Genomic DNA, 18,316 nt, shown 5'->3' on the forward strand with positions numbered 1-18,316 from the left:
TGCGGTTGCGACGGCACCAGCTTCAGCCGCGCGCGTCCTATTGGCGTCTCCGTTTCCGACTTCAGCCGATGTTCGAATGCTGCCGGCGGCAACGGGTAAGAGTACAGGAAGCCCTGCGCTTCGGCGCAATGTGCTTCCAGCAGGAAACGATGCTGGGCATCGGTCTCCACGCCCTCCGCGATCGTGGTCAATTTCAGGGTTTCGGCCATCGCCAGGATGGCTTTTGCGATGGCCGCATCGTCGGCATCGCCCGGCAATCCCGAGATGAAGGAACGATCCATTTTCAGGAAAGCGATCGCGGGCAACTTCAAGTAGGACATCGACGCATAGCCGGTGCCGAAATCGTCGATGGCGACACGTACGCCCATCTCCGCCAGGGTCTGCAGGGTATGCGTTGTCTCTTCATTGAGCAGCAGGATCGTGCCTTCCGTGATTTCCAGCACCAGGCGATCAGGGCTGACATGGTTTGCATCCAGCGCGTCTTTTACGCTCTGGGCGAAGGCAGGGTGTGAAAACCAGCCAGCCGATATGTTGACATCCATGCGAATGTGCGGGGCTCCCGCTTGCTCCCATGCGTGCAGCTGTGCACACACGGTCTGCAGCACCCACTGGTCGATATGGCGCGCCAGGCCGATGCGCTCGGCCACGGGGATGAATTCCGCGGGCATGATCTCGCCGCGATCCGGGTGATGCCAGCGCAACAGCGCCTCGGCTCCCACGATACGCTGGTCGTTCGTCCCAACGATGGGTTGATAGACCATACGGAATTCGCCGTTCTGCATGGCTTGACGCAGCCGCGTGACCAGGCTGACCTGCTGCCGCGCCTCGGCCTGCATCGCCGGGGTATAAAACCGACAGGTGTTGCGTTCTTCTTTCTTGGCCACGTACATCGCCAGATCGGCGTGGGCGATGAGCGTCTCGGCGTTATCGCCATCCAGCGGGAACCCCGCGATACCGATGCTGGCGCTGACCACGATTTTATGTTCACCCAACTGGAACGGTTCCGACAGTGTCGACAGCAGGCGCTCGGTGAACTGCTGGGCGTCTTCCCGCGTCGCCATGTCCGGCAACAGGATCGTGAATTCGTCGCCGCCGATACGGCCGGCGACGTCATCGGCGCGCAGTTGGTTGCAGATGCGCGAGCTGACCAGTTTCAGCAACTGGTCGCCTATTGCATGGCTGTAACTGTCGTTGACGAACTTGAAGGCATCCAGATCGACGAACAATATCGTGACGGCGCGGTGCTCATACGCTGCCCGCGTGATGGCCGCATCGCAGCGGCGCTGGAACTCCGCGCGGTTGACGAGCTTCGTCAACGGGTCGTGGATCGCAAGATGCTCCAATCGCGCGTGCGCTTTCTTGGCGTCCGTGATGTCGCTGAACACGGCAACGAAGTAAATGACTTCGTGTTCGGCATTACGGATGGTCGTGACCGTGAGGCGTTCGGTGTACTCCATCCCGTTACGGCGGATGTTCCGCACTTCCCCGGTCCAATGCCCCCGCGAGACTGCCACCGACCACATCGTCGCGGAAAGCGGGCTGCCATCGGGGAAAGTGCGCGAATCGCCGAACGGCGCTCCCACCAGATCCGGGCTGTTGAAACCGGTGATGGAGCAGGCGGCCGCATTGGCTGAAATCACACGCTGGTTCGCGTCGATCAGCAAAACCCCCTCCTTGATGCTCGCCAACGCTTCCGCCGCGATACGATTGGTCCGTTCGTGTTCCACGCGATCGGATACATCGCGCACAAGCGCCTGGCGCACGATCACTTCCCGACCCCACTTCACCCGGCTGGTCTGCGTCTCAACCGGTCGTATGCGGCTCTCCCGGGGGAGCAACAAACAGTCGCCCGGCGCCACTTCCTGCAGTACGCATTGCTCGCTCCACTGCCTGTAAGTCTTCCCCACCAGGAGCTGTGGATCGTCGCCCCACCAGGCTTTTGCGGTGCCGTTTGCGGCAAGAATGTGGTCATTGACGTCCTCGAGGATCAGCATTGCATCCGGCGCACTCTCGAACAGCGTGTGGTAGCGCTCCTGGCTGTCGCGGATATCCGCGAATGCACGACGCGCCATCCACAACCAGAGCAGACCCGCGATCAGGGCAGCCCCCAAGACGCTTCCGAACAGGATGCGCGCAACCCAGGCGGCCCCCCTGGCGATCTGGAGTGAAAACGTGTCAGTGTACGGACTGATCAAGGCGTTGAGGGCGTTGATGCGCGACCTCGCACTGGCGGCGAGTTGCGGCGTCACCTGGCCTGACGCATACGCCGCATGGAGTTCAGTTGCGATTTCAGCGAGCTGATCGAGCGGCTTGTCGGTCGCTATCCATGCTGCCAACGCCTGATCCATGTAGGGCGCATGGGTCAAATTCCGCATCGAGAAGATCATGGCGGTACGCGCCGATGGCATCACATGGCCGCGGTCGAAGGCTGCCTCCACCTTGCTGCGATCGTAATGGGGACGCTTGACCGCGTCCCGGATCCACCGGTCGGCATCCAGCACCGCAACATTGCGCTCATAACCCGCGTAATCCGAGGCGGCGCCGCTCAGCGCATAGTGATTGAGTTCGATGACGGCCTGTTTTTGCGCCTTGGACCAGACGCTCTCGGCGTTCAGGAACCCTGCAACATTGACCTGGACGCGCAGTGCACCCCAGGTGATGACCAGGATCATCCCCAGCATGGCTGCCAACGCGTAGGCCAGCGGCCTCAACTGACGGGACAATGCACCGCGCAGCTCGAACGGCGACTCGAGCGTTGCCTCTGTTTTCTTAGTGCCGACCTCGTCAGTCATGGTGTTCGTCTCCGCCTCAGGGGGTATTACGAGATAGATAAAGGGCAGGATTCATGCCAATTATCCCGGCGAGTGCCACACAGGCCGACGCAGCCGGAATCAGACACCCAACAAACTAAGGCGCGGTTGAGTCGTGATGACTCAACCGCGCCCGGGTTCACGCTCAGTTGATTGTCAGCGGGTTACGCTGCTTGCGGTATCAGGCCCGTGCCGCAGCCAGCGGTGCATACTGCGGTTCGTAGCGGGTCGCATGCATATCCTGCACGCAGCGGTCGGCAAACATCCCCATGCAGACGTAGGAACGGCGGATACACTCCTTGACGTGCGCGACTTCCAGCGCAGAGGGCGATTTGCCCAACAGCGAACACACGATTTCCAGCGCCTGCCACGGGTGCTCGTCATCGTAGGCCGCGTGCAGTTGCAACCACCGCAGACTCGCCTTGCGCGATTCCTCGGGAAAGCTCGCCGCATATTGTTCGCTTTCGTAGACGCGCCTGGCCCACTCGCCGGTAGCGCCTTCCACCGCGTAGTTGGTTGCCGCCATCCCTGCCTCGAGTGTTTCGTTGGCACTGACATCGGTACACCAGCCAGCGAGATCCTGGGTTCCGGCGGGCAGCGGCCCCTGTAACAAGGCCTCCCGCGGCACCCCGGCGCCCTCGGCCCATTGCAGCCAGTACTCTGCATGATTCTGCTCGACGCGGATGTTGCGGACGAGCCAGCGGCGGGCCATGTCATCGCCTGCGCTCCGCCCGTAGCGGGTTTTCAGCAGGCTACGCGCCATGTAGCCCGGGAAACCCTCAATCACGGGCCAGAGACCGACCATGAAGGTGCTGGTCTGTTCGGGCGTCATGGCGAGGGAGCACATCGCCGGCCAGATGTCGTGGTCCACGACTTCCCGTTTTGCGGCGTCACAGGCATCAACCATGTCTTGCGCCCACTGTGGGTAGCTACTCAATTCGGTCAACGGGCCGCTACGTTCAAAATGTAGATTCATCATCCGATCCCCTATGCTTGAAGTTGGAGTTTTACCGTTACGATCATGGCGAGGATCGGGCAAGCCCCCTACAGCGCTTACAGGTTTGCCCGTCAGTGACCCGTTGTGCGGAAGACAACTGCCAACGAGTTACACTCGTAAAATCTTCCTACAACAAGGGCATAGGCGTCAAGTCTTTCGTGTTTCCTCCGTAAACGCGACGAAAAATGTGATACGCGGCCTGCGGAATGGACGGTGGACACAGTGCGGGGGACAGCGTGCGCGCCGGGTGAGCTGCGCAGGGCTGCAGTTGCCAGCAAAGGTCACTGATTGACACGCTGTGTCAGGTTTGGCTTCCCGCCACCGCTCGACGCCCGGACCGGAGAATGCATCGTAGCGATGCCGCCATCGACGCCGCGACTCTATCGAGCCGGCAGGGAAAGATGACGGATGAGGATTTCCAGGCGTTCCATCTGCCGGAAACGGTTGATCTGCAGCTGGTAGACGATGCTGATATCGCCGCCGTCCACGGCCTGTCCCGCGCCATCAAAATGGATCGCCACCAGGGGTTGCCCCGAGGCCTGGCGCAAACGATAACGGACGTGGCGGCCGTCGGCGCCCACCGGCTGGGCCGACAGCACGGCAAAACGACCTTCAAACAGCGGCTCGGGGAATCCTTGTCCCCAGGGGCCGGCCTGCTCCAACGCTTGCGCCGTCTCCAGTTGGAGTTCTTCTGCGGCCAATTCGCCATCGGTCTCCACGACTGCTTCCATGTCCCCGGCACTCAGCACGGCGCGACAGTGTTCATCAAACGCGCTACGGAATGCGTCGAGGTGGTCGCGCGCCAGGCTCAGGCCCGCGGCCATGGCGTGCCCGCCGAAGCGTTCAATCAAGGCCGGATGATGGGCATCGACCGCCGCCAGCACGTCGCGCAAGTGCAAACCACGGATGGAGCGGCCGGAGCCTTTGAGCATCCCGGCGTCGGCCGCGGGCGCAAAGGCAATCGTCGGCCGATGGGTGCGCTCGCGCACGCGGGAAGCCACCAGACCCACGACGCCTTCGTGCCAGCTATCGTCGAACACGCAGAGGCCCACGGCATCCCCCGTCTCGGGCAGTGCCGCCAGCGCTTCATCGCGCATCTGTTGCTCGATCTGTCGGCGGCTGCGGTTGAGCTCGTCGAGCTGTGCCGCCAACGGCCGCGCCGTTTCCGGGTCCGGTGCCAACAAGCATTCGATGCCGATGCGCATATCGTCGAGCCGTCCGGCCGCGTTGAGCCGCGGACCCAGGACAAAACCGAGATCCTGCGCACTCAGGCGTTCACGGTTGCAGCCCGCCGCTTCCAGCAGCGCCAGCAGGCCGGGGCGGCAACGACCGGCGCGGATACGGGCCAGACCCTGTGCGACCAGCACGCGGTTGTTATGGTCCAGGCGCACCAGGTCGGCCACCGTGCCCAGGGCGACGAGATCCAGGAATCCGGCGAGATTGGGTTCGTCCCGGGCGTTGCATCCACCGCGCTCCCGCAAGACTGCGCGCACGGCCCCGAGGGTGTAGAACATCACGCCGACGCCTGCCAGGTTCTTGCTGGGGAAAGCGCATCCGGGCTGGTTGGGATTGACGATGGCATCCGCAGCCGGCAATTCCGGCGGCGCCAGATGGTGGTCGGTAACGATCACCGTCAAGCCCGCCGCCCTGGCGGCCGCGACTCCGCTGACGCTGGCGATGCCATTATCGACCGTGATCAACACATCGGCACCGCGTGCGACCGCTGCCGCCGCCAGCGCCGGCGACAAGCCATACCCCATGGTGAAGCGATTGGGCACGACGTAATCGACCGCAGCGGCGCCCAAGGCTCGCAGACCCAACACGGCCAGTGCCGTGCCGGTCGCACCGTCGGCGTCATAGTCGCCGGCAACGACGATACGCTTGCCGTCGATGATGGCATCGGCCAACAGACTCGCCGCGCGCTCGATGCCGAGCAGACCCGGTGGCAACAGCGTGTTCAGTTCCAGCGACAGGCTCTCGGCGCTGGCAATGCCACGGCCGGCATAAACGCGCCGCAACACGGGATGGAGCCCGGCCGGCAGCGCCGCTGCATCAACCCGGGGACGACGACGGATCTGCGGGGTCTGGTGCGCCTCAACCAAGGTGCTGGGTCAGCAGACGCTCGACGGCGCTGCGTTCGGCCTCGATCCGGGTCATCCTCGGCATGCCGCCACGCAGAATGACGTCCGGATCCTTCAGGCCATTGCCGGTCAACGTGCAGACGACCGTGCTGCCGTCGGGGATCTTGCCGCGCTGGATGTCGCGCATCGCTCCGGCAATGGACGCGGCCGATGCGGGCTCGCAGAACACGCCTTCGCGGCTGGCCAGGCGGGACTGCGCCGCGAGAATCTCCTCGTCGCTCAATTCGTCGAACCAGCCACGGGATTCCTTCTGCACGGTCCAGGCGGGCGACCAGCTCTGTGGATGGCCGATGCGGATGGCGGTCGCTACCGTTTCCGGCTCGTCAACCGGGCCGCCACGCATGAATGGCGCGCTGCCCGCGGCCTGATAACCCACCATGCGTGGTCGTTTGCCAGCGTCCGTGGATTGGAGGAATCCGCAGTTGCCGGCGCAGTACAGGCAGGCTTCGGTGGTTTGTCCCGCTGATTCTGAATAGCCGATCCAGTGCGCGGTGATGTTGCCCGCGTTGCCGACCGGCAGGCAATGGAAATCAGGCGGACGACCGAGGGCTTCGACGATCTCGAAGGCCGCGGTTTTCTGGCCTTGCAGACGGTAGGGATTGATCGAATTGACCACCGTCACCGGCGAGGACTCCGCCAGTTCCTTGACCAGCTGCATGGCGTCGTCGAAATTGCCTTTTATCTGCACCACGGTGGCGCCGTAGGCAATGGCCTGCGCCAGCTTGCCCTGGGCCACGTGGCCGTCGGGGATCAACACGAACGCGGTGATGCCGGCGCGTGCGGCGTAGGCCGCGGCCGACGCCGAGGTATTGCCGGTGGAGGCGCAGATGATGGCGCGGCTGCCGGCATGCACGGCCTGGGTCACGGCCACGGTCATGCCACGATCCTTGAACGAACCGGTGGGATTGAGACCTTCGTACTTGACATAGATCTCGCCGCCGAACCTGATGTCACCGGGGATGTTCTGCAAGCGGATCAGCGGTGTGCGGCCCTCGCCCAGGCTGATGCCGGCGGCTTCTGCAGCCAGCGGCAACCGGCTGCGATAGGTATCGATCAGGCCGGTGTAATGGCCGGGTCCCGCTTTCAACTCAGTCATTGAAATACTCCACGCGCAGCCGCGTTGCATCGGGCTGCATGAACGACAGTTCCATCATCCGCGCCAGCGCTTGGTCGCAGTGCGATTCGGTCGTGATGGAAGTGATGATGGCGAGGGTGGCGTCGGCGTGATCGCGCGGTTCCTTCTGCAGGATCGCTTCGATGCTGATATCGAGGTCGGCCACGATCGAGGTGATGGCGCGCAACACGCCGGGCGTGTCCTTGACCCGCAGGCGTAGGTAATAGGCGCTCTCGACTTCACCCAGCGGCACAATCCTGCGTGGACGCAGCTGCGCGGCTGCCTGCCCCAGCGGCAGGCTGGGCGTACGCGCACGGGCGATCTCGATCAAATCACCGATCACGGCCGATGCGGTCGGTTCGGCGCCGGCGCCGGCACCAATCAGCACGGTCTGGCCGGCGGCATCGCCATGAATGCGGAAGGCATTCAGCGAGCCATCCACCGAAGCCAGCAAGTGACTGGCCGGGATCAGCGTCGGGTGCACGCGCAGTTCGACGCCAGCTTCGCTGCACTTGGCGATGGCCAATGGTTTGATGCGGTAACCCAGCTCCTGCGCCAACCGCACGTCCTGTGCCTGTACCGTATCCAGCCCCTCGGTATGGACCGACGTGAACGCCGGCGGCATGCCGAAGGCGATCGCGGCGAGGATCGCCAGCTTGTGGGCGGCGTCGATGCCATCGACGTCGAAGCTGGGATCGGCTTCGGCATAGCCCAGGCGCTGGGCATCCGCCAACGCCTCGTCAAACGCCATGCCCTTGTGATCCATCTCGGTGAGGATGTAATTGCTGGTTCCGTTGATGATCCCGGCAACCGTGTTGATGCGATTGCTGGCCAAGCCTTCGCGCAGTGCCTGGATCACCGGGATGCCGCCACCCACGGCAGCTTCGAAGCCGAGGGCGCAGCCAGTCGCTTCGGCCGCGGCGAACACCGTTTGACCACGCTCCGCCAGCAGCGCCTTGTTGGCGCTGACTACGGCCTTGCCGGCCTGTAGCGCCTCCAATACCAGCGCCTGCGCGGTATCGAGCCCGCCGATGAGTTCGATGACAACGTCAACGTCGGCCTGCGCCAGTTGCAGCGGATCGTCCAGCAAGACCACGCCCGCCAGATCGCAGTCACGTTTTTTCGAGCGGTCACGCACGCAGGCGTGGGTGACCACCAACCTCCGGCCACAGCGTCGTTCGATCCATTCCGCATTGCGCGCCAGCACGCGCAGCACCCCCTGCCCGACCGTGCCGAGGCCGGCGATGCCGATACGCAGCGGCGCGGACTTGCTGTCCAGGCTCACGCAGCCCCCTGCAACAGCTTCTTGATCGAGCGCAACGCCTGGCGCGTGCGGTGCTCATTCTCGATCAGCGAGAAGCGCACATGATCGTCGCCGTAGTCGCCGAAACCCACGCCGGGGGATACCGCCACCTTGGCGTCTTCCAACAGGCGCTTGGAGAACTCCAGCGAGCCCAGCGCGCGGAACGGCTCGGGGATTTTCGCCCAGACGAACATCGTTGCCTGCGGCTTCTCTACCGGCCAACCGGCCTTGTTGAGGCCGTCGCAGAGCACGTCGCGACGTTTGCGGTACATCTCGCAGATCTCGGCCACGCACGCCTGCGGCCCCTCCAGCGCGGCGATCGCGGCGACCTGGATCGGCGTGAACATGCCGTAGTCGAGATAACTCTTGATCCGTGTCAGCGCGCCAACCAGGGTTGGATTGCCGCTCATGAACCCGACCCGCCAGCCCGGCATGTTGTAGCTCTTGGACAGGGTGAAAAACTCCACTGCGATGTCCTTGGCGCCCGGCACCTGCAATACGCTGGGGGCTTGGTAGCCGTCAAACACGATGTCGGCGTAGGCCAGGTCATGCACCAGCCAGATGCCATACTCGCGGCAGATCGCCACCACTTTTTCGAAGAACGCGAGGTCGACGCACTGGGTGGTCGGATTGGCCGGAAAGTTGAGGATCAGCATCTTCGGCGCGGGCATCGTCTCCTTGATGCCTTTCGCAAGCTCCTCGAAGAAATCCACTTCTGGCCCAATGCGCACGTGGCGCACATCCGCCCCCGCCAATACCGTCCCGAACGGGTGGATCGGATAGGCCGGGTTGGGCACCAGCACGGTGTCGCCCGGAGCCAGCGTGGCAAAAGCCAGATGCGCCAGGCCTTCCTTGGAGCCGATGGTGGCGATGACCTCGGTATCCGGGTCCAGTTCGACCTTGTAGCGCGTGCGATACCAGCTCGCCATCGCGCGACGCATACGCGGAATGCCCTTGCTGACCGAATAGCGGTGCGTGTGCACGGCGCCATCGACACGATGCTCGGGCTTGATGTAGTCGGAATCGGTGCCGCGCACCGCCACTTCCACCAACTTGTCGACGATGTGTTTCGGCGTGGGCTGGTCGGGATTGCCCATGCCGAAATCGATGATGTCCTCGCCGCGGGCGCGTGCAGCCTTTTTCAGGTCACCGACAATGTTGAAGACATAAGGCGGCAAACGCTGGATGCGCGGGAAACTGGCCTTCGGCGTGGCCGGCACGGGACTGTTCACGATTTCACCTTGAAGCGGAGCAGGAGCGGCGTCGGCCGATGCATGGGCATCTGTCATCGGTAACGAGCGCGTCAACCTGTTATTACATCATGCTGCGCGCGCTTGCGCCATGCCCGAGACCGGGCTGGCGCAACAGATCAGCGCCGCGGCAGTAGCGACAACGGATCAACCGGCCGGCCGCGGTCACGGATCTCGAAATGCAGTTCGTCATGGTGTTCCGGCCCCTCGCCCATTTCCGCGATGGGCTGCCCGGCACGCACCCATTGCCCTTCCTGCACCAACAACTTCTGGTTGTAGCCGTAGGCCGACAGGTAGCGCTCGTCGTGCTTGATGATGATCAGTTCACCATAACCCTTCAGGGCCCCCCCGCTGTACACCACCTTGCCGGGTGCGGCAGCGACGACGGTCTGGCCCAGGCGACCGGCGATATTGATGCCTTTTGAACCCTGATCCGGATCGAACTGCTGCACCACCTGGCCATCCACCGGCCACTGCCAGTGGGTGTCGCTGAAGGCCTGGCTGCCAGGCGGCGGGATCGTGTCAACGGGCGTCGTCGGCGCAGGCGCGAGAATCATCGGTGACGGGCGCGAGGCCGCCACAACCGGTGCAGTTCGTATTGTCGCCCCCGATGTCGCTGGGGCACTGCTGCCGCGGCTTGCTTGCCGTGGCGCATGCAAACGCAGGCGCTGGCCAGGATAGATGGTGTAGTTGCTGCCGATGCCATTCCAGGCTGCGAGGTCGTGATAATCAAGGTTGTTGCGGAAGGCAATGGAATACAGCGTGTCGCCTTTCTGGACCACGGTATAGCCGCTGCCACCCGACGCAGCGACACGATGATGACGGTAACCGTGGTACCCGCTGCCATTCCAGCTCAACATGCTGGTGCAGCCGCCCAGGAGGATGATCAGGCAAAACTGGGCAATGACCCGCAACGACCGCTGCCGGTACCGGCGCAAGCCACGGCGGCGATGATCGCCCGCCGTCATGCGCGCCGCCGCCGCAGGAACCAGACCAGCCAGCCCGCCACCAGCAGGATGACGACAATGCCGACCTCGTGACTGTAGCCGCGCATCATCTTCACTGCGGGTGGTCCGAGATAGTAGCCCAGGGCCAGCTCGATGGCGCACAACAACGCCGCGCCAGCCACGGTCCAGAGCACGAAATGCGCCTTGTTCATGCCGAACACGCCGGCAGGCAGGGAAATCAAATGACGAATCACCGGCAGCAGGCGGCCGACAAAAGTCGCCAGCGATGCATTACGCAGGAACAGCCGCTCCGCCTGATGGTAGTGAGGCGGATCGATCAACAGAAAGCGGCCATAACGCAGCAGGAATGCACGACCCAGGGTGCGACCCAGCACATAGTTGATGGAAGCGCCCAGCAGTGATCCGCCCGCACCCGCGGCCACGGCCAGTGTCGGATCGAGCCGGCCCGCGCTGGCCAGGTAGCCGGCTGGGATCATCACCAACTCGGCCGGCACCGGAAACAGGCACGATTCCAGTGTCATCAACAGGAAAATTTCACCATAACCCAGGGTGCCGTAGAGGTGGTTCAGCCAGACCTGGAATTCTCCAAACACCCTAACCCCCGCCAATATTGAGGCGACTGACCACGGCGGAAATCATCAAACCTTGCCCGGTAGCAGGGGTACGAAACTGACGGCCGAGACATCCTGCGCCTCCAGACCATGTGGAGTGCGATCGATCACGCGCAGCTGCTGGTGGCCTGGCGGCCCCACCGGAATGACCATGCGCCCACCACGCGCGAGCTGCTTGAGCAGTGCGCGCGGTACCTCCGCCGCCGCCGCGGTGACGATGATGCCATCGTAGGGCGCATGGGCCGCCCAGCCTTCCCCGCCATCGGCATAGCCGCAATGGATATTGCGGTAGCCCAGCCGACGCAGCCGCGCTCGTGCCTGCTCCGCCAACGGCTTGATCCGTTCCACCGAGAAAACCGCTGCGAACACTTCGGCCAGCACCGCGCTCTGGTAACCGGAACCGGTACCGACTTCCAGTACTTTCTTGCGGATACCGCCCTGCAACAGCAACTGCGTCATCAACGCCACGATGTACGGCTGCGAGATGGTCTGCGACAAGCCGATCGGCAGTGGCTTGTTCTTGTAGGCTTCCGTATGCCATGCGTCTTCGACAAATTCGTGCCGCGGCAGTTTGCCAATTGCGGCCAACACACGCCCATCGTCAATACGCTGGGCGCGCAGTTCGCGCACCAGGCGTGCGCGCGCGGCCGGCAGTGCCGACCCCAGTTCCTGCTTCGGCATCGGTGTCGACATGCTCACAAACCCCGCGCCCAGGTTTTCAGGTTGTCGATCACGGCATGCCGGGTGAGATCGACCAGCAACGGCGTAATTGAGACGCGCCTTTGTTGCACAGCGTAGAAATCGGTCCCCGGGCCGCAATCCTGCTCGCTCCCGGTGCCGCCTATCCACCAGATCGGCCGGCCACGGGGGTCGTGCGTCGGTTGTGCGGCTTCGGCCATGTGCCGGTTGCCGAGTCGGGTCACCTCGAAGCCCTGCAGCTGCGCGTAGGGCAGGTCCGGCACATTGACGTTGAGGATGGTATCGCCCGGCAAAGGTGCCTGCTGCAGCCTTTCTACCAGTTCCAGCGTCACGCGCGCGGCAGTCGGGTAGTGCTCGGGCGCATAACTGACGTTGGAAACGGCAATCGCTGAATAGCCCAGATGGCGCCCCTCCATCGCGGCCGCCACGGTGCCCGAGTAGAGCGTGTCATCGCCCAGGTTGGTGCCTGCGTTGATGCCGGAAACGACCATGTCAGGCGTCTCTTCGAGCAAGCCGGTCAGCGCCAGGTGGACGCAATCGGTCGGCGTACCGTCAACGCACCAGGTCCCGTCGGCGTGACGCTGTACACGCAGGGGGCTGAGCAACGTCAGCGAGTTGGACGCGCCGCTGCGGTTACGATCGGGAGCCACGATCGACAGCGCGTGTTTGTCGCGTAGGCAATCAGCCAGGCAGCGCAGGCCGGGGGCCATGCAGCCGTCATCGTTGGAAAGGAGTATGCGCATCGGGGAATGGGTTTCCTGCAAGCGCAAAGTTTAACGGCATGCGCGCTATCATGCGCGCATGAAGCAGCCGCTGCCACCTGAAGAACTGGAGATTTTCCGCGCGGCAATGGCGGAAGTGCGGCGGCATCCACCAACCAGCCGCGTTTCAACGCAGACGGCCAGACCAACTACCCGCCCGCGCAGTCTCGAAGCCGATGAACAGGCGGTGCTTGACGAACTGTGGCGCGGCCCGTTCGAGCCCGATCCGGTCGACAGCGTTGACGCTCTCGCCTACCGCGGCGACGGCATCCAGGATTCGGTCTGGCGGCGGTTGCGTCGCGGCGGTTATCGCATCGGCGCGGAACTCGACCTGCATGGTTACAACCGCGACCGGGCCTATCACGCAGTCGCCGGATTCCTGGCCGATTGCCAAAACCGCGACCTGCGCTGTGTCCGCATCATTCACGGCAAGGGCCTGGGTTCGCCCAATACCGGGCCGGTCATCCGCAGCCTGCTGGACGGCTGGCTACGTCGCCGGAAGGATGTGCTGGCGTTCTGCGCCGCTCGCCCGCACGATGGCGGTACCGGTGCCGCCTACGTGCTGCTGCGCACCCAGGGCGGCGGTACCAATCAACGCAGGTAGGCAGCGCGCGACAGCCAGAACTCGGCCAGCGGAACATCCTCCGGATAGGTCACTTTCACGTTGCTCTCGCGGCCCTTGATCAAGCGCGGTCGATAGCCGGCCGCCTCCATCACCGCAGCCTCATCGACAAACTTGTCCCCCCGGCCGTTGCACTTTTGCAGCGCAGCGCGCAGCAGGTCAAGACGGAAGATCTGCGGACTTTGTGCGCGCCACAGTGCGGTGCTGTCCAGCGTTGCTGTCGCGCGTTCGCGGTTTTCGCGTTTGAGTATTTCGTTCAACGGCATGGCCAGCAAACCACCGTGCTCATCATCAGCCTCGTCGCACAAACGTTCAATGTCGTCGACCGTGACGCAGGGACGGGCTGCATCGTGGATCAGAACCTGTACCGGGGCGCCCAACCCGGCGCTCAGTTCGGCGACTGCGGTCAGGCCGATCAGTACCGAATCCATGCGCGCGGTGCCGCCGGTCAGCGGCACGATCTTGGGGTGGCGGGCAATCGGCAGCCGGGCGAACTCGGTATCGCCGCGCGGCAGTACCAGCACCACGCCATCGATCCATTCAGCTTGCAGGAATGGCGTCACGCTCCATTCCAGCATGGACAGGCCCGCCAGAGGCAGATACTGCTTGGGACGGCCCAGCCTCATGCGGCTCCCTTCGCCGGCAGAGGGCAGTACCGCCCAATAACGAGGAGATTTGGTCACGCCGAAGCGCTAGTGGTTAATTGCGCTGGACGACGAGGTAGAAGGTTTCGCCATTGCGGATCATACCCAACTCGCTCCGTGCACGAGCCTCGATGGCCTGGCCACCCTTGCCGAGATCATCAACCTCGGCCTGCAGCGCCGAATTCCGCTTGCCGAGCGCATCGTCCTGGCGGGTGGCCTGGTCGACGGCAACCTGCAGGCGGTGGCGAGGCAACATCCCACCATCACCCAACCAGAGACGATACTGCAGCGCCGCCAGCAACCCGATCAAGGCAATGACCAGCAATCTGCGTTGACTCAACATCGATTGATCCGTGGCGCCCCCGACAATGCTGTAGGCGCATAGTGCTCCAGACCGCACCAGAACGACAAGATGAAGGGATCGAATATCAATCCAGTTCCACCGGGAACGCCGTGATGCCGGGATAACGCGCTTGCGCACCGAGCATGCGTTCGATCCGCAGCAGCTGGTTGTACTTGGCGATGCGATCGGAACGGCACAGGGACCCGGTCTTGATCTGGGTGGCGGCGGTGCCGACGGCGATGTCGGCGATGGTCGAGTCTTCGGTTTCACCCGAGCGGTGGGAAATAATGGCGGTATAACCCGCGCGCTTGGCCATTTCGATGGCGGCGAAGGTCTCGGTCAGCGTACCGATCTGGTTGACCTTGATGAGGATGGAATTGGCAATTCCCTGGTCGATGCCTTTTTTCAGGATCTTGGTGTTGGTGACGAACAGGTCGTCGCCCACCAGTTGCACCTTGCGCCCCAATTCTTCGGTGAGCAGCTTCCAGCCATCCCAATCGCCCTCAGCCATGCCGTCTTCGATCGAGACGATCGGATATTTGTCGCACCACGATGCCAGCAAGTTGGCAAAGTCACGCGAATTGAGCGAAATGCCGCCCTCACCCGCCAGATGATACTGACCATCGCGGTAGAACTCGGAGCTGGCGCAATCCAGCCCCAGCAGCACCTGCGTGCCTGCCTCGTAGCCCGCCTCGGCAATCGCCTTCAGGATGAGCTCGATGGCGGCCTCGTGGTTGGCCACGTTGGGGGCAAACCCGCCTTCGTCGCCCACGGCGGTGGACATGCCGGCCTTGCCAATGATCTTCTTGAGCGTATGGAAAATTTCAGCGCCCATGCGCAGGGCTTCGCGGAAACTGCTGGCGCCCACCGGCAGGATCATGAATTCCTGCAGGTCCAGCGTGTTGTTGGCATGCGCGCCACCATTGATGACGTTCATCATGGGCACCGGCATCTGCATGGGGCCGCTGCCTCCAAAGTAGCGATAGAGCGACAAACCCGCATCGTCGGCCGCCGCACGGGCCATCGCCATGCTGGCCGCCAGGATGGCATTGGCCCCCAACCGGCTCTTGTCTTCGGTGCCGTCGAGGTCGATCAGCGTACGATCGATGAAAGCCTGCTCCTGGGCATCCAGCCCCATGAGCGCCTCGGAGATTTCGGTATTGACGTGTTCCACCGCCTTCAGGACGCCTTTGCCCTGGTAGCGCGATTTGTCGCCATCCCGCAGCTCGATGGCCTCGCGCGAACCTGTCGAGGCTCCGGACGGCACAGCTGCACGGCCCATGGCACCTGATTCCAGGAGCACGTCGCACTCCACGGTGGGGTTGCCGCGTGAATCCAGAATCTCACGCCCGATGATGTCTACGATTGCACTCATGGTCTGACAGTCCTGCCTGTGGTGGTGGGGAACGAAACCCCAGTATTGTACCGATGGAGTTTTCTCAGTCTAACAGCTGAAGCGCCCGGGTTTCAGAGGGAGCGATCGAGGACGCCACTGCCCTTGACACAATGATCGATGGCCGAAAGGCTTTCGAGGAGTGCCCGCATCTGCGCAAGCGGCACGGCATTGGGACCATCCGACAGCGCCTTGTCCGGGTCCGGGTGGGTTTCCATGAACACCCCGGCCACCCCCACCGCCACGGCGGCACGCGCCAGCACCGGCACGAATTCGCGCTGCCCGCCTGACCGTGTGCCCTGCCCGCCGGGCAATTGCACCGAGTGGGTGGCATCGAACACTACAGGGCAGAGGGTATCGCGCAAGATAGCCAGCGAGCGCATGTCCGACACCAGGTTATGGTAACCAAACGAAGCGCCGCGCTCGCACACAAGAATGTTCTGGCCATCCCCGCCTGCAGCAATGGCGGCCGCGCGCGCCTTGGCCACCACCTGAATCATGTCTTCAGGGGCCAGGAACTGACCCTTCTTGATGTTCACGGGCTTGAGCGTCGCCGCGCAGGCATGAATGAAGTCCGTCTGGCGGCACAGAAACGCAGGCGTCTGCAGCACATCGACCACTGCCGCCACCTCGCGCGCCTGCCCGGCTTCGTGCACGTCAGTCAGCACGGGCACGCCAAAGGTCTTGCGCACGTCTTCGAGAATAGCGAGCCCCTGATCCATGCCAGGGCCCCGAAAAGACGTCTCGGAACTGCGATTGGCTTTGTCGAACGAGCTCTTGTAGATGAAGGGAATCCCGAGCGACTGCGTCATTTCGTGCAGCAGTCCGGCCGTCTCGAACGCCAGCTCGCGCGACTCGATGACGCAGGGCCCCGCGATCACGAACAGAGGCTGGTCCAGCCCCACCTGAAAATTACAGAGTTGCATGCTGGACTCCTGCCTCATGGGCTCATTGATCGCGGCCACGCACCTTCAGGAGGCGGCCGCTTGTCGCTGCTGCCGTGCCAGTGCAGCCTGCACAAAGCTCGTGAACAGGGGATGACCGTCACGCGGCGTCGAGGTGAACTCGGGGTGGAACTGGACCCCCATGAACCACGGATGGCTCGGGATTTCCATGATCTCGGGCAGGTTCTCGGTGGGCGTGCGCGCACTGATCACCATGCCGGCCTGTTCCAGGCGGTTGACGTAGACGTTGTTGACTTCGTAGCGGTGACGATGGCGTTCGTTGACTTCGTCGCCATAGATGTCATGCGCACGGGTCCCAGGCTTGACGGGACAACGCTGGGCCCCCTTGCGCATGGTGCCGCCCAGATCGGAGGAATCATCGCGGCGCTCGACCCTGCCTTCGCGATCCTGCCATTCGGTGATGAGTGCCACCACGGGATGCGCCGCAGATGGGTCGAATTCCGTGCTGTTGGCTCCGCCCAGTCCAGCCACGTGCCGGGCGAACTCGACCACCGCAAGCTGCATGCCCAGGCAGATACCCAGATAGGGAATGCCGTTTTCGCGCGCGTACTGGATGGCCTTGATCTTGCCCTCGGTGCCGCGCTTGCCGAAGCCGCCCGGCACCAGGATGGCGTCCAACCCGGCAAGGCCCGCCGTGCCGTTCTTCTCGATGTCTTCAGAATCAATATACTGGATGTTGACGTGGGAATGCGTATGGATACCCGCGTGGATCAAGGCTTCTGACAGCGACTTGTACGACTCGGTGAGATCCACGTACTTGCCCACCATGCCAACGGTCACGGTGGCCCGCGGGTGTTCAAGGTCGTGGACCAGGCGATCCCAGACGGTGAGGTCCGCCGGAGGCGGCGTGATGGCCAGCGCATCGCACACGATGTTGTCCAGCCCCTGCGCATGCAGCATGGCCGGAATCTTGTAAATGCTGTCGGCATCCGACACCGAGATCACAGCATCGAGCGGGACATTCGAAAACAACGAAATCTTGGCGCGCTCTTCGTCAGGGACCGGACGGTCGGCGCGGCACAACAGCGCATTGGGATAAATGCCGATCTCGCGCAGTTTCTGGACCGAGTGTTGCGTGGGCTTGGTCTTGAGTTCGCCCGCCGAGGCAATGTAGGGCACCAGCGTGAGGTGCACGAACGCGCACTGGTTGCGGCCCAGCCGCAGGCTCATCTGGCGTACGGCTTCGAGGAACGGCAAGGATTCAATGTCGCCCACCGTGCCGCCGATCTCGACCATGGCGATGTCGGCCTGGCCATTCCAGGCCGCCTTGGCGCCACGCGCGATGAAATCCTGGATTTCGTTGGTGATGTGCGGAATGACCTGAACGGTCTTGCCCAGATAATCGCCCCGCCGCTCTTTGCGCAGGACCGATTCATAGATCTGCCCAGTCGTGAAGTTATTGACCTTGTGCATCTTGGTCGACACGAAGCGCTCGTAGTGGCCCAAGTCCAGATCCGTCTCGGCACCGTCCTCGGTGACGAAGACCTCGCCATGCTGAAAGGGACTCATGGTGCCCGGGTCTACATTGATGTAGGGATCGAGCTTCAGCATGGTGACCCGCAGCCCGCGGGATTCCAGAATTGCAGCGAGCGACGCCGCAGCAATGCCCTTGCCCAGGGAGGACACTACCCCCCCTGTGACGATTACGTACTTGGTCATGTCGGATGAGCGCCCGGGAGCACCGGGCAAAGCAGG

Annotated in this window: 16 protein-coding genes; 1 reads left to right on the forward strand and 15 read right to left on the reverse strand. The window is 63.3% G+C overall.

Annotated elements, in window-relative coordinates; all coding sequences use genetic code 11:
* The 10 genes from VF285_RS04100 to surE all read right to left on the reverse strand — a co-directional run.
* A partial coding sequence (locus tag VF285_RS04100) for a putative bifunctional diguanylate cyclase/phosphodiesterase (RefSeq protein WP_346951354.1) occupies positions 1 to 2,792 on the reverse strand: 2,792 nt, incomplete at its 3' end.
* Positions 2,793 to 2,991: 199 nt separating this feature from the next.
* Positions 2,992 to 3,789, reverse strand: a complete 798-nt coding sequence (locus VF285_RS04105) for a TenA family transcriptional regulator (RefSeq protein WP_346951355.1) — start codon at positions 3,787 to 3,789, stop codon at positions 2,992 to 2,994.
* A 398-nt stretch (positions 3,790 to 4,187) separates the two neighbouring features.
* Positions 4,188 to 5,882 (reverse strand): single-stranded-DNA-specific exonuclease RecJ, encoded by a 1,695-nt coding sequence (gene recJ / locus VF285_RS04110; RefSeq protein ID WP_414648060.1) that lies wholly within the window; start codon positions 5,880 to 5,882, stop codon positions 4,188 to 4,190.
* 19 nt (positions 5,883 to 5,901) lie between these two features.
* The gene (thrC, locus tag VF285_RS04115) at positions 5,902 to 7,044 is read right to left on the reverse strand and encodes a threonine synthase (RefSeq protein WP_414648058.1); all 1,143 of its coding nucleotides are present in this window, start codon (positions 7,042 to 7,044) and stop codon (positions 5,902 to 5,904) included.
* Positions 7,037 to 8,347 carry a homoserine dehydrogenase gene (locus VF285_RS04120; protein ID WP_346951357.1) on the reverse strand — a complete coding sequence of 437 codons (1,311 nt, stop codon included), beginning with the start codon at positions 8,345 to 8,347 and terminating at the stop codon, positions 7,037 to 7,039. The genes thrC and VF285_RS04120 overlap by 8 nt, the downstream gene beginning before the upstream one ends.
* Positions 8,344 to 9,654, reverse strand: a complete 1,311-nt coding sequence (gene alaC / locus VF285_RS04125; RefSeq protein ID WP_414648059.1) for an alanine transaminase — start codon at positions 9,652 to 9,654, stop codon at positions 8,344 to 8,346. The genes VF285_RS04120 and alaC overlap by 4 nt, the downstream gene beginning before the upstream one ends.
* Positions 9,655 to 9,734: 80 nt before the next feature.
* Positions 9,735 to 10,583, reverse strand: coding sequence for a peptidoglycan DD-metalloendopeptidase family protein (locus VF285_RS04130; protein WP_346951359.1), 849 nt, complete (start codon positions 10,581 to 10,583; stop codon positions 9,735 to 9,737).
* Entirely contained in the window at positions 10,580 to 11,176 is a 597-nt protein-coding gene (locus tag VF285_RS04135; RefSeq protein WP_346951360.1) for a DedA family protein, read from the reverse strand. The genes VF285_RS04130 and VF285_RS04135 overlap by 4 nt, the downstream gene beginning before the upstream one ends.
* A gap of 45 nt (positions 11,177 to 11,221) precedes the next feature.
* Positions 11,222 to 11,887: a protein-L-isoaspartate(D-aspartate) O-methyltransferase gene (locus VF285_RS04140; RefSeq protein WP_346951361.1), complete on the reverse strand. Its 666-nt coding sequence runs from the start codon at positions 11,885 to 11,887 to the stop codon at positions 11,222 to 11,224.
* Between the two features lie 2 nt (positions 11,888 to 11,889).
* Positions 11,890 to 12,636, reverse strand: coding sequence for a 5'/3'-nucleotidase SurE (surE, locus tag VF285_RS04145; RefSeq protein WP_346951362.1), 747 nt, complete (start codon positions 12,634 to 12,636; stop codon positions 11,890 to 11,892).
* 58 nt (positions 12,637 to 12,694) lie between these two features.
* On the opposite strand from surE, the gene VF285_RS04150 reads away from it, so the two are divergent.
* Positions 12,695 to 13,258 (forward strand): Smr/MutS family protein, encoded by a 564-nt coding sequence (locus VF285_RS04150; RefSeq protein WP_346951363.1) that lies wholly within the window; start codon positions 12,695 to 12,697, stop codon positions 13,256 to 13,258.
* Here VF285_RS04150 and ispD read toward each other — a convergent pair.
* The 5 genes from ispD to VF285_RS04175 form a co-directional block, all read right to left on the reverse strand.
* A complete protein-coding gene (gene ispD / locus VF285_RS04155) occupies positions 13,246 to 13,959 on the reverse strand; it encodes a 2-C-methyl-D-erythritol 4-phosphate cytidylyltransferase (protein WP_346951364.1) in 714 nt (237 codons plus the stop codon). The two genes, VF285_RS04150 and ispD, sit on opposite strands and share 13 nt — an antisense overlap.
* A gap of 16 nt (positions 13,960 to 13,975) precedes the next feature.
* Positions 13,976 to 14,263, reverse strand: coding sequence for a cell division protein FtsB (gene ftsB / locus VF285_RS04160; protein ID WP_346951365.1), 288 nt, complete (start codon positions 14,261 to 14,263; stop codon positions 13,976 to 13,978).
* A gap of 85 nt (positions 14,264 to 14,348) precedes the next feature.
* Positions 14,349 to 15,638 (reverse strand): phosphopyruvate hydratase, encoded by a 1,290-nt coding sequence (gene eno, locus VF285_RS04165; protein ID WP_346951366.1) that lies wholly within the window; start codon positions 15,636 to 15,638, stop codon positions 14,349 to 14,351.
* A 92-nt stretch (positions 15,639 to 15,730) separates the two neighbouring features.
* Positions 15,731 to 16,582, reverse strand: a complete 852-nt coding sequence (gene kdsA / locus VF285_RS04170; protein WP_346951367.1) for a 3-deoxy-8-phosphooctulonate synthase — start codon at positions 16,580 to 16,582, stop codon at positions 15,731 to 15,733.
* A gap of 45 nt (positions 16,583 to 16,627) precedes the next feature.
* Entirely contained in the window at positions 16,628 to 18,280 is a 1,653-nt protein-coding gene (locus VF285_RS04175; RefSeq protein WP_346951368.1) for a CTP synthase, read from the reverse strand.
* Between the last annotated feature and the right edge of the window lie 36 nt (positions 18,281 to 18,316).

Source organism: Castellaniella sp. (genome assembly GCF_036379515.1).
In the GTDB taxonomy this organism is placed as follows: Bacteria; Pseudomonadota; Gammaproteobacteria; order Burkholderiales; family Burkholderiaceae_B; genus Castellaniella.

Bases quoted from the DNA above. Each gene is read 5' to 3' on its own strand.
- VF285_RS04175 (WP_346951368.1), bottom strand. From the start codon at position 18,280: ATGACCAAGTACGTAATCGTCACAGGGGGGGTAGTGTCCTCCCTGGGC.
- eno (WP_346951366.1), bottom strand. From the start codon at position 15,638: ATGAGTGCAATCGTAGACATCATCGGGCGTGAGATTCTGGATTCACGC.
- VF285_RS04150 (WP_346951363.1), top strand. From the start codon at position 12,695: ATGAAGCAGCCGCTGCCACCTGAAGAACTGGAGATTTTCCGCGCGGCA.
- VF285_RS04140 (WP_346951361.1), bottom strand. From the start codon at position 11,887: ATGTCGACACCGATGCCGAAGCAGGAACTGGGGTCGGCACTGCCGGCC.
- alaC (WP_414648059.1), bottom strand. From the start codon at position 9,654: ATGACAGATGCCCATGCATCGGCCGACGCCGCTCCTGCTCCGCTTCAA.
- VF285_RS04130 (WP_346951359.1), bottom strand. From the start codon at position 10,583: ATGACGGCGGGCGATCATCGCCGCCGTGGCTTGCGCCGGTACCGGCAG.
- kdsA (WP_346951367.1), bottom strand. From the start codon at position 16,582: ATGCAACTCTGTAATTTTCAGGTGGGGCTGGACCAGCCTCTGTTCGTG.
- thrC (WP_414648058.1), bottom strand. From the start codon at position 7,044: ATGACTGAGTTGAAAGCGGGACCCGGCCATTACACCGGCCTGATCGAT.
- ftsB (WP_346951365.1), bottom strand. From the start codon at position 14,263: ATGTTGAGTCAACGCAGATTGCTGGTCATTGCCTTGATCGGGTTGCTG.
- surE (WP_346951362.1), bottom strand. From the start codon at position 12,636: ATGCGCATACTCCTTTCCAACGATGACGGCTGCATGGCCCCCGGCCTG.
- VF285_RS04105 (WP_346951355.1), bottom strand. From the start codon at position 3,789: ATGATGAATCTACATTTTGAACGTAGCGGCCCGTTGACCGAATTGAGT.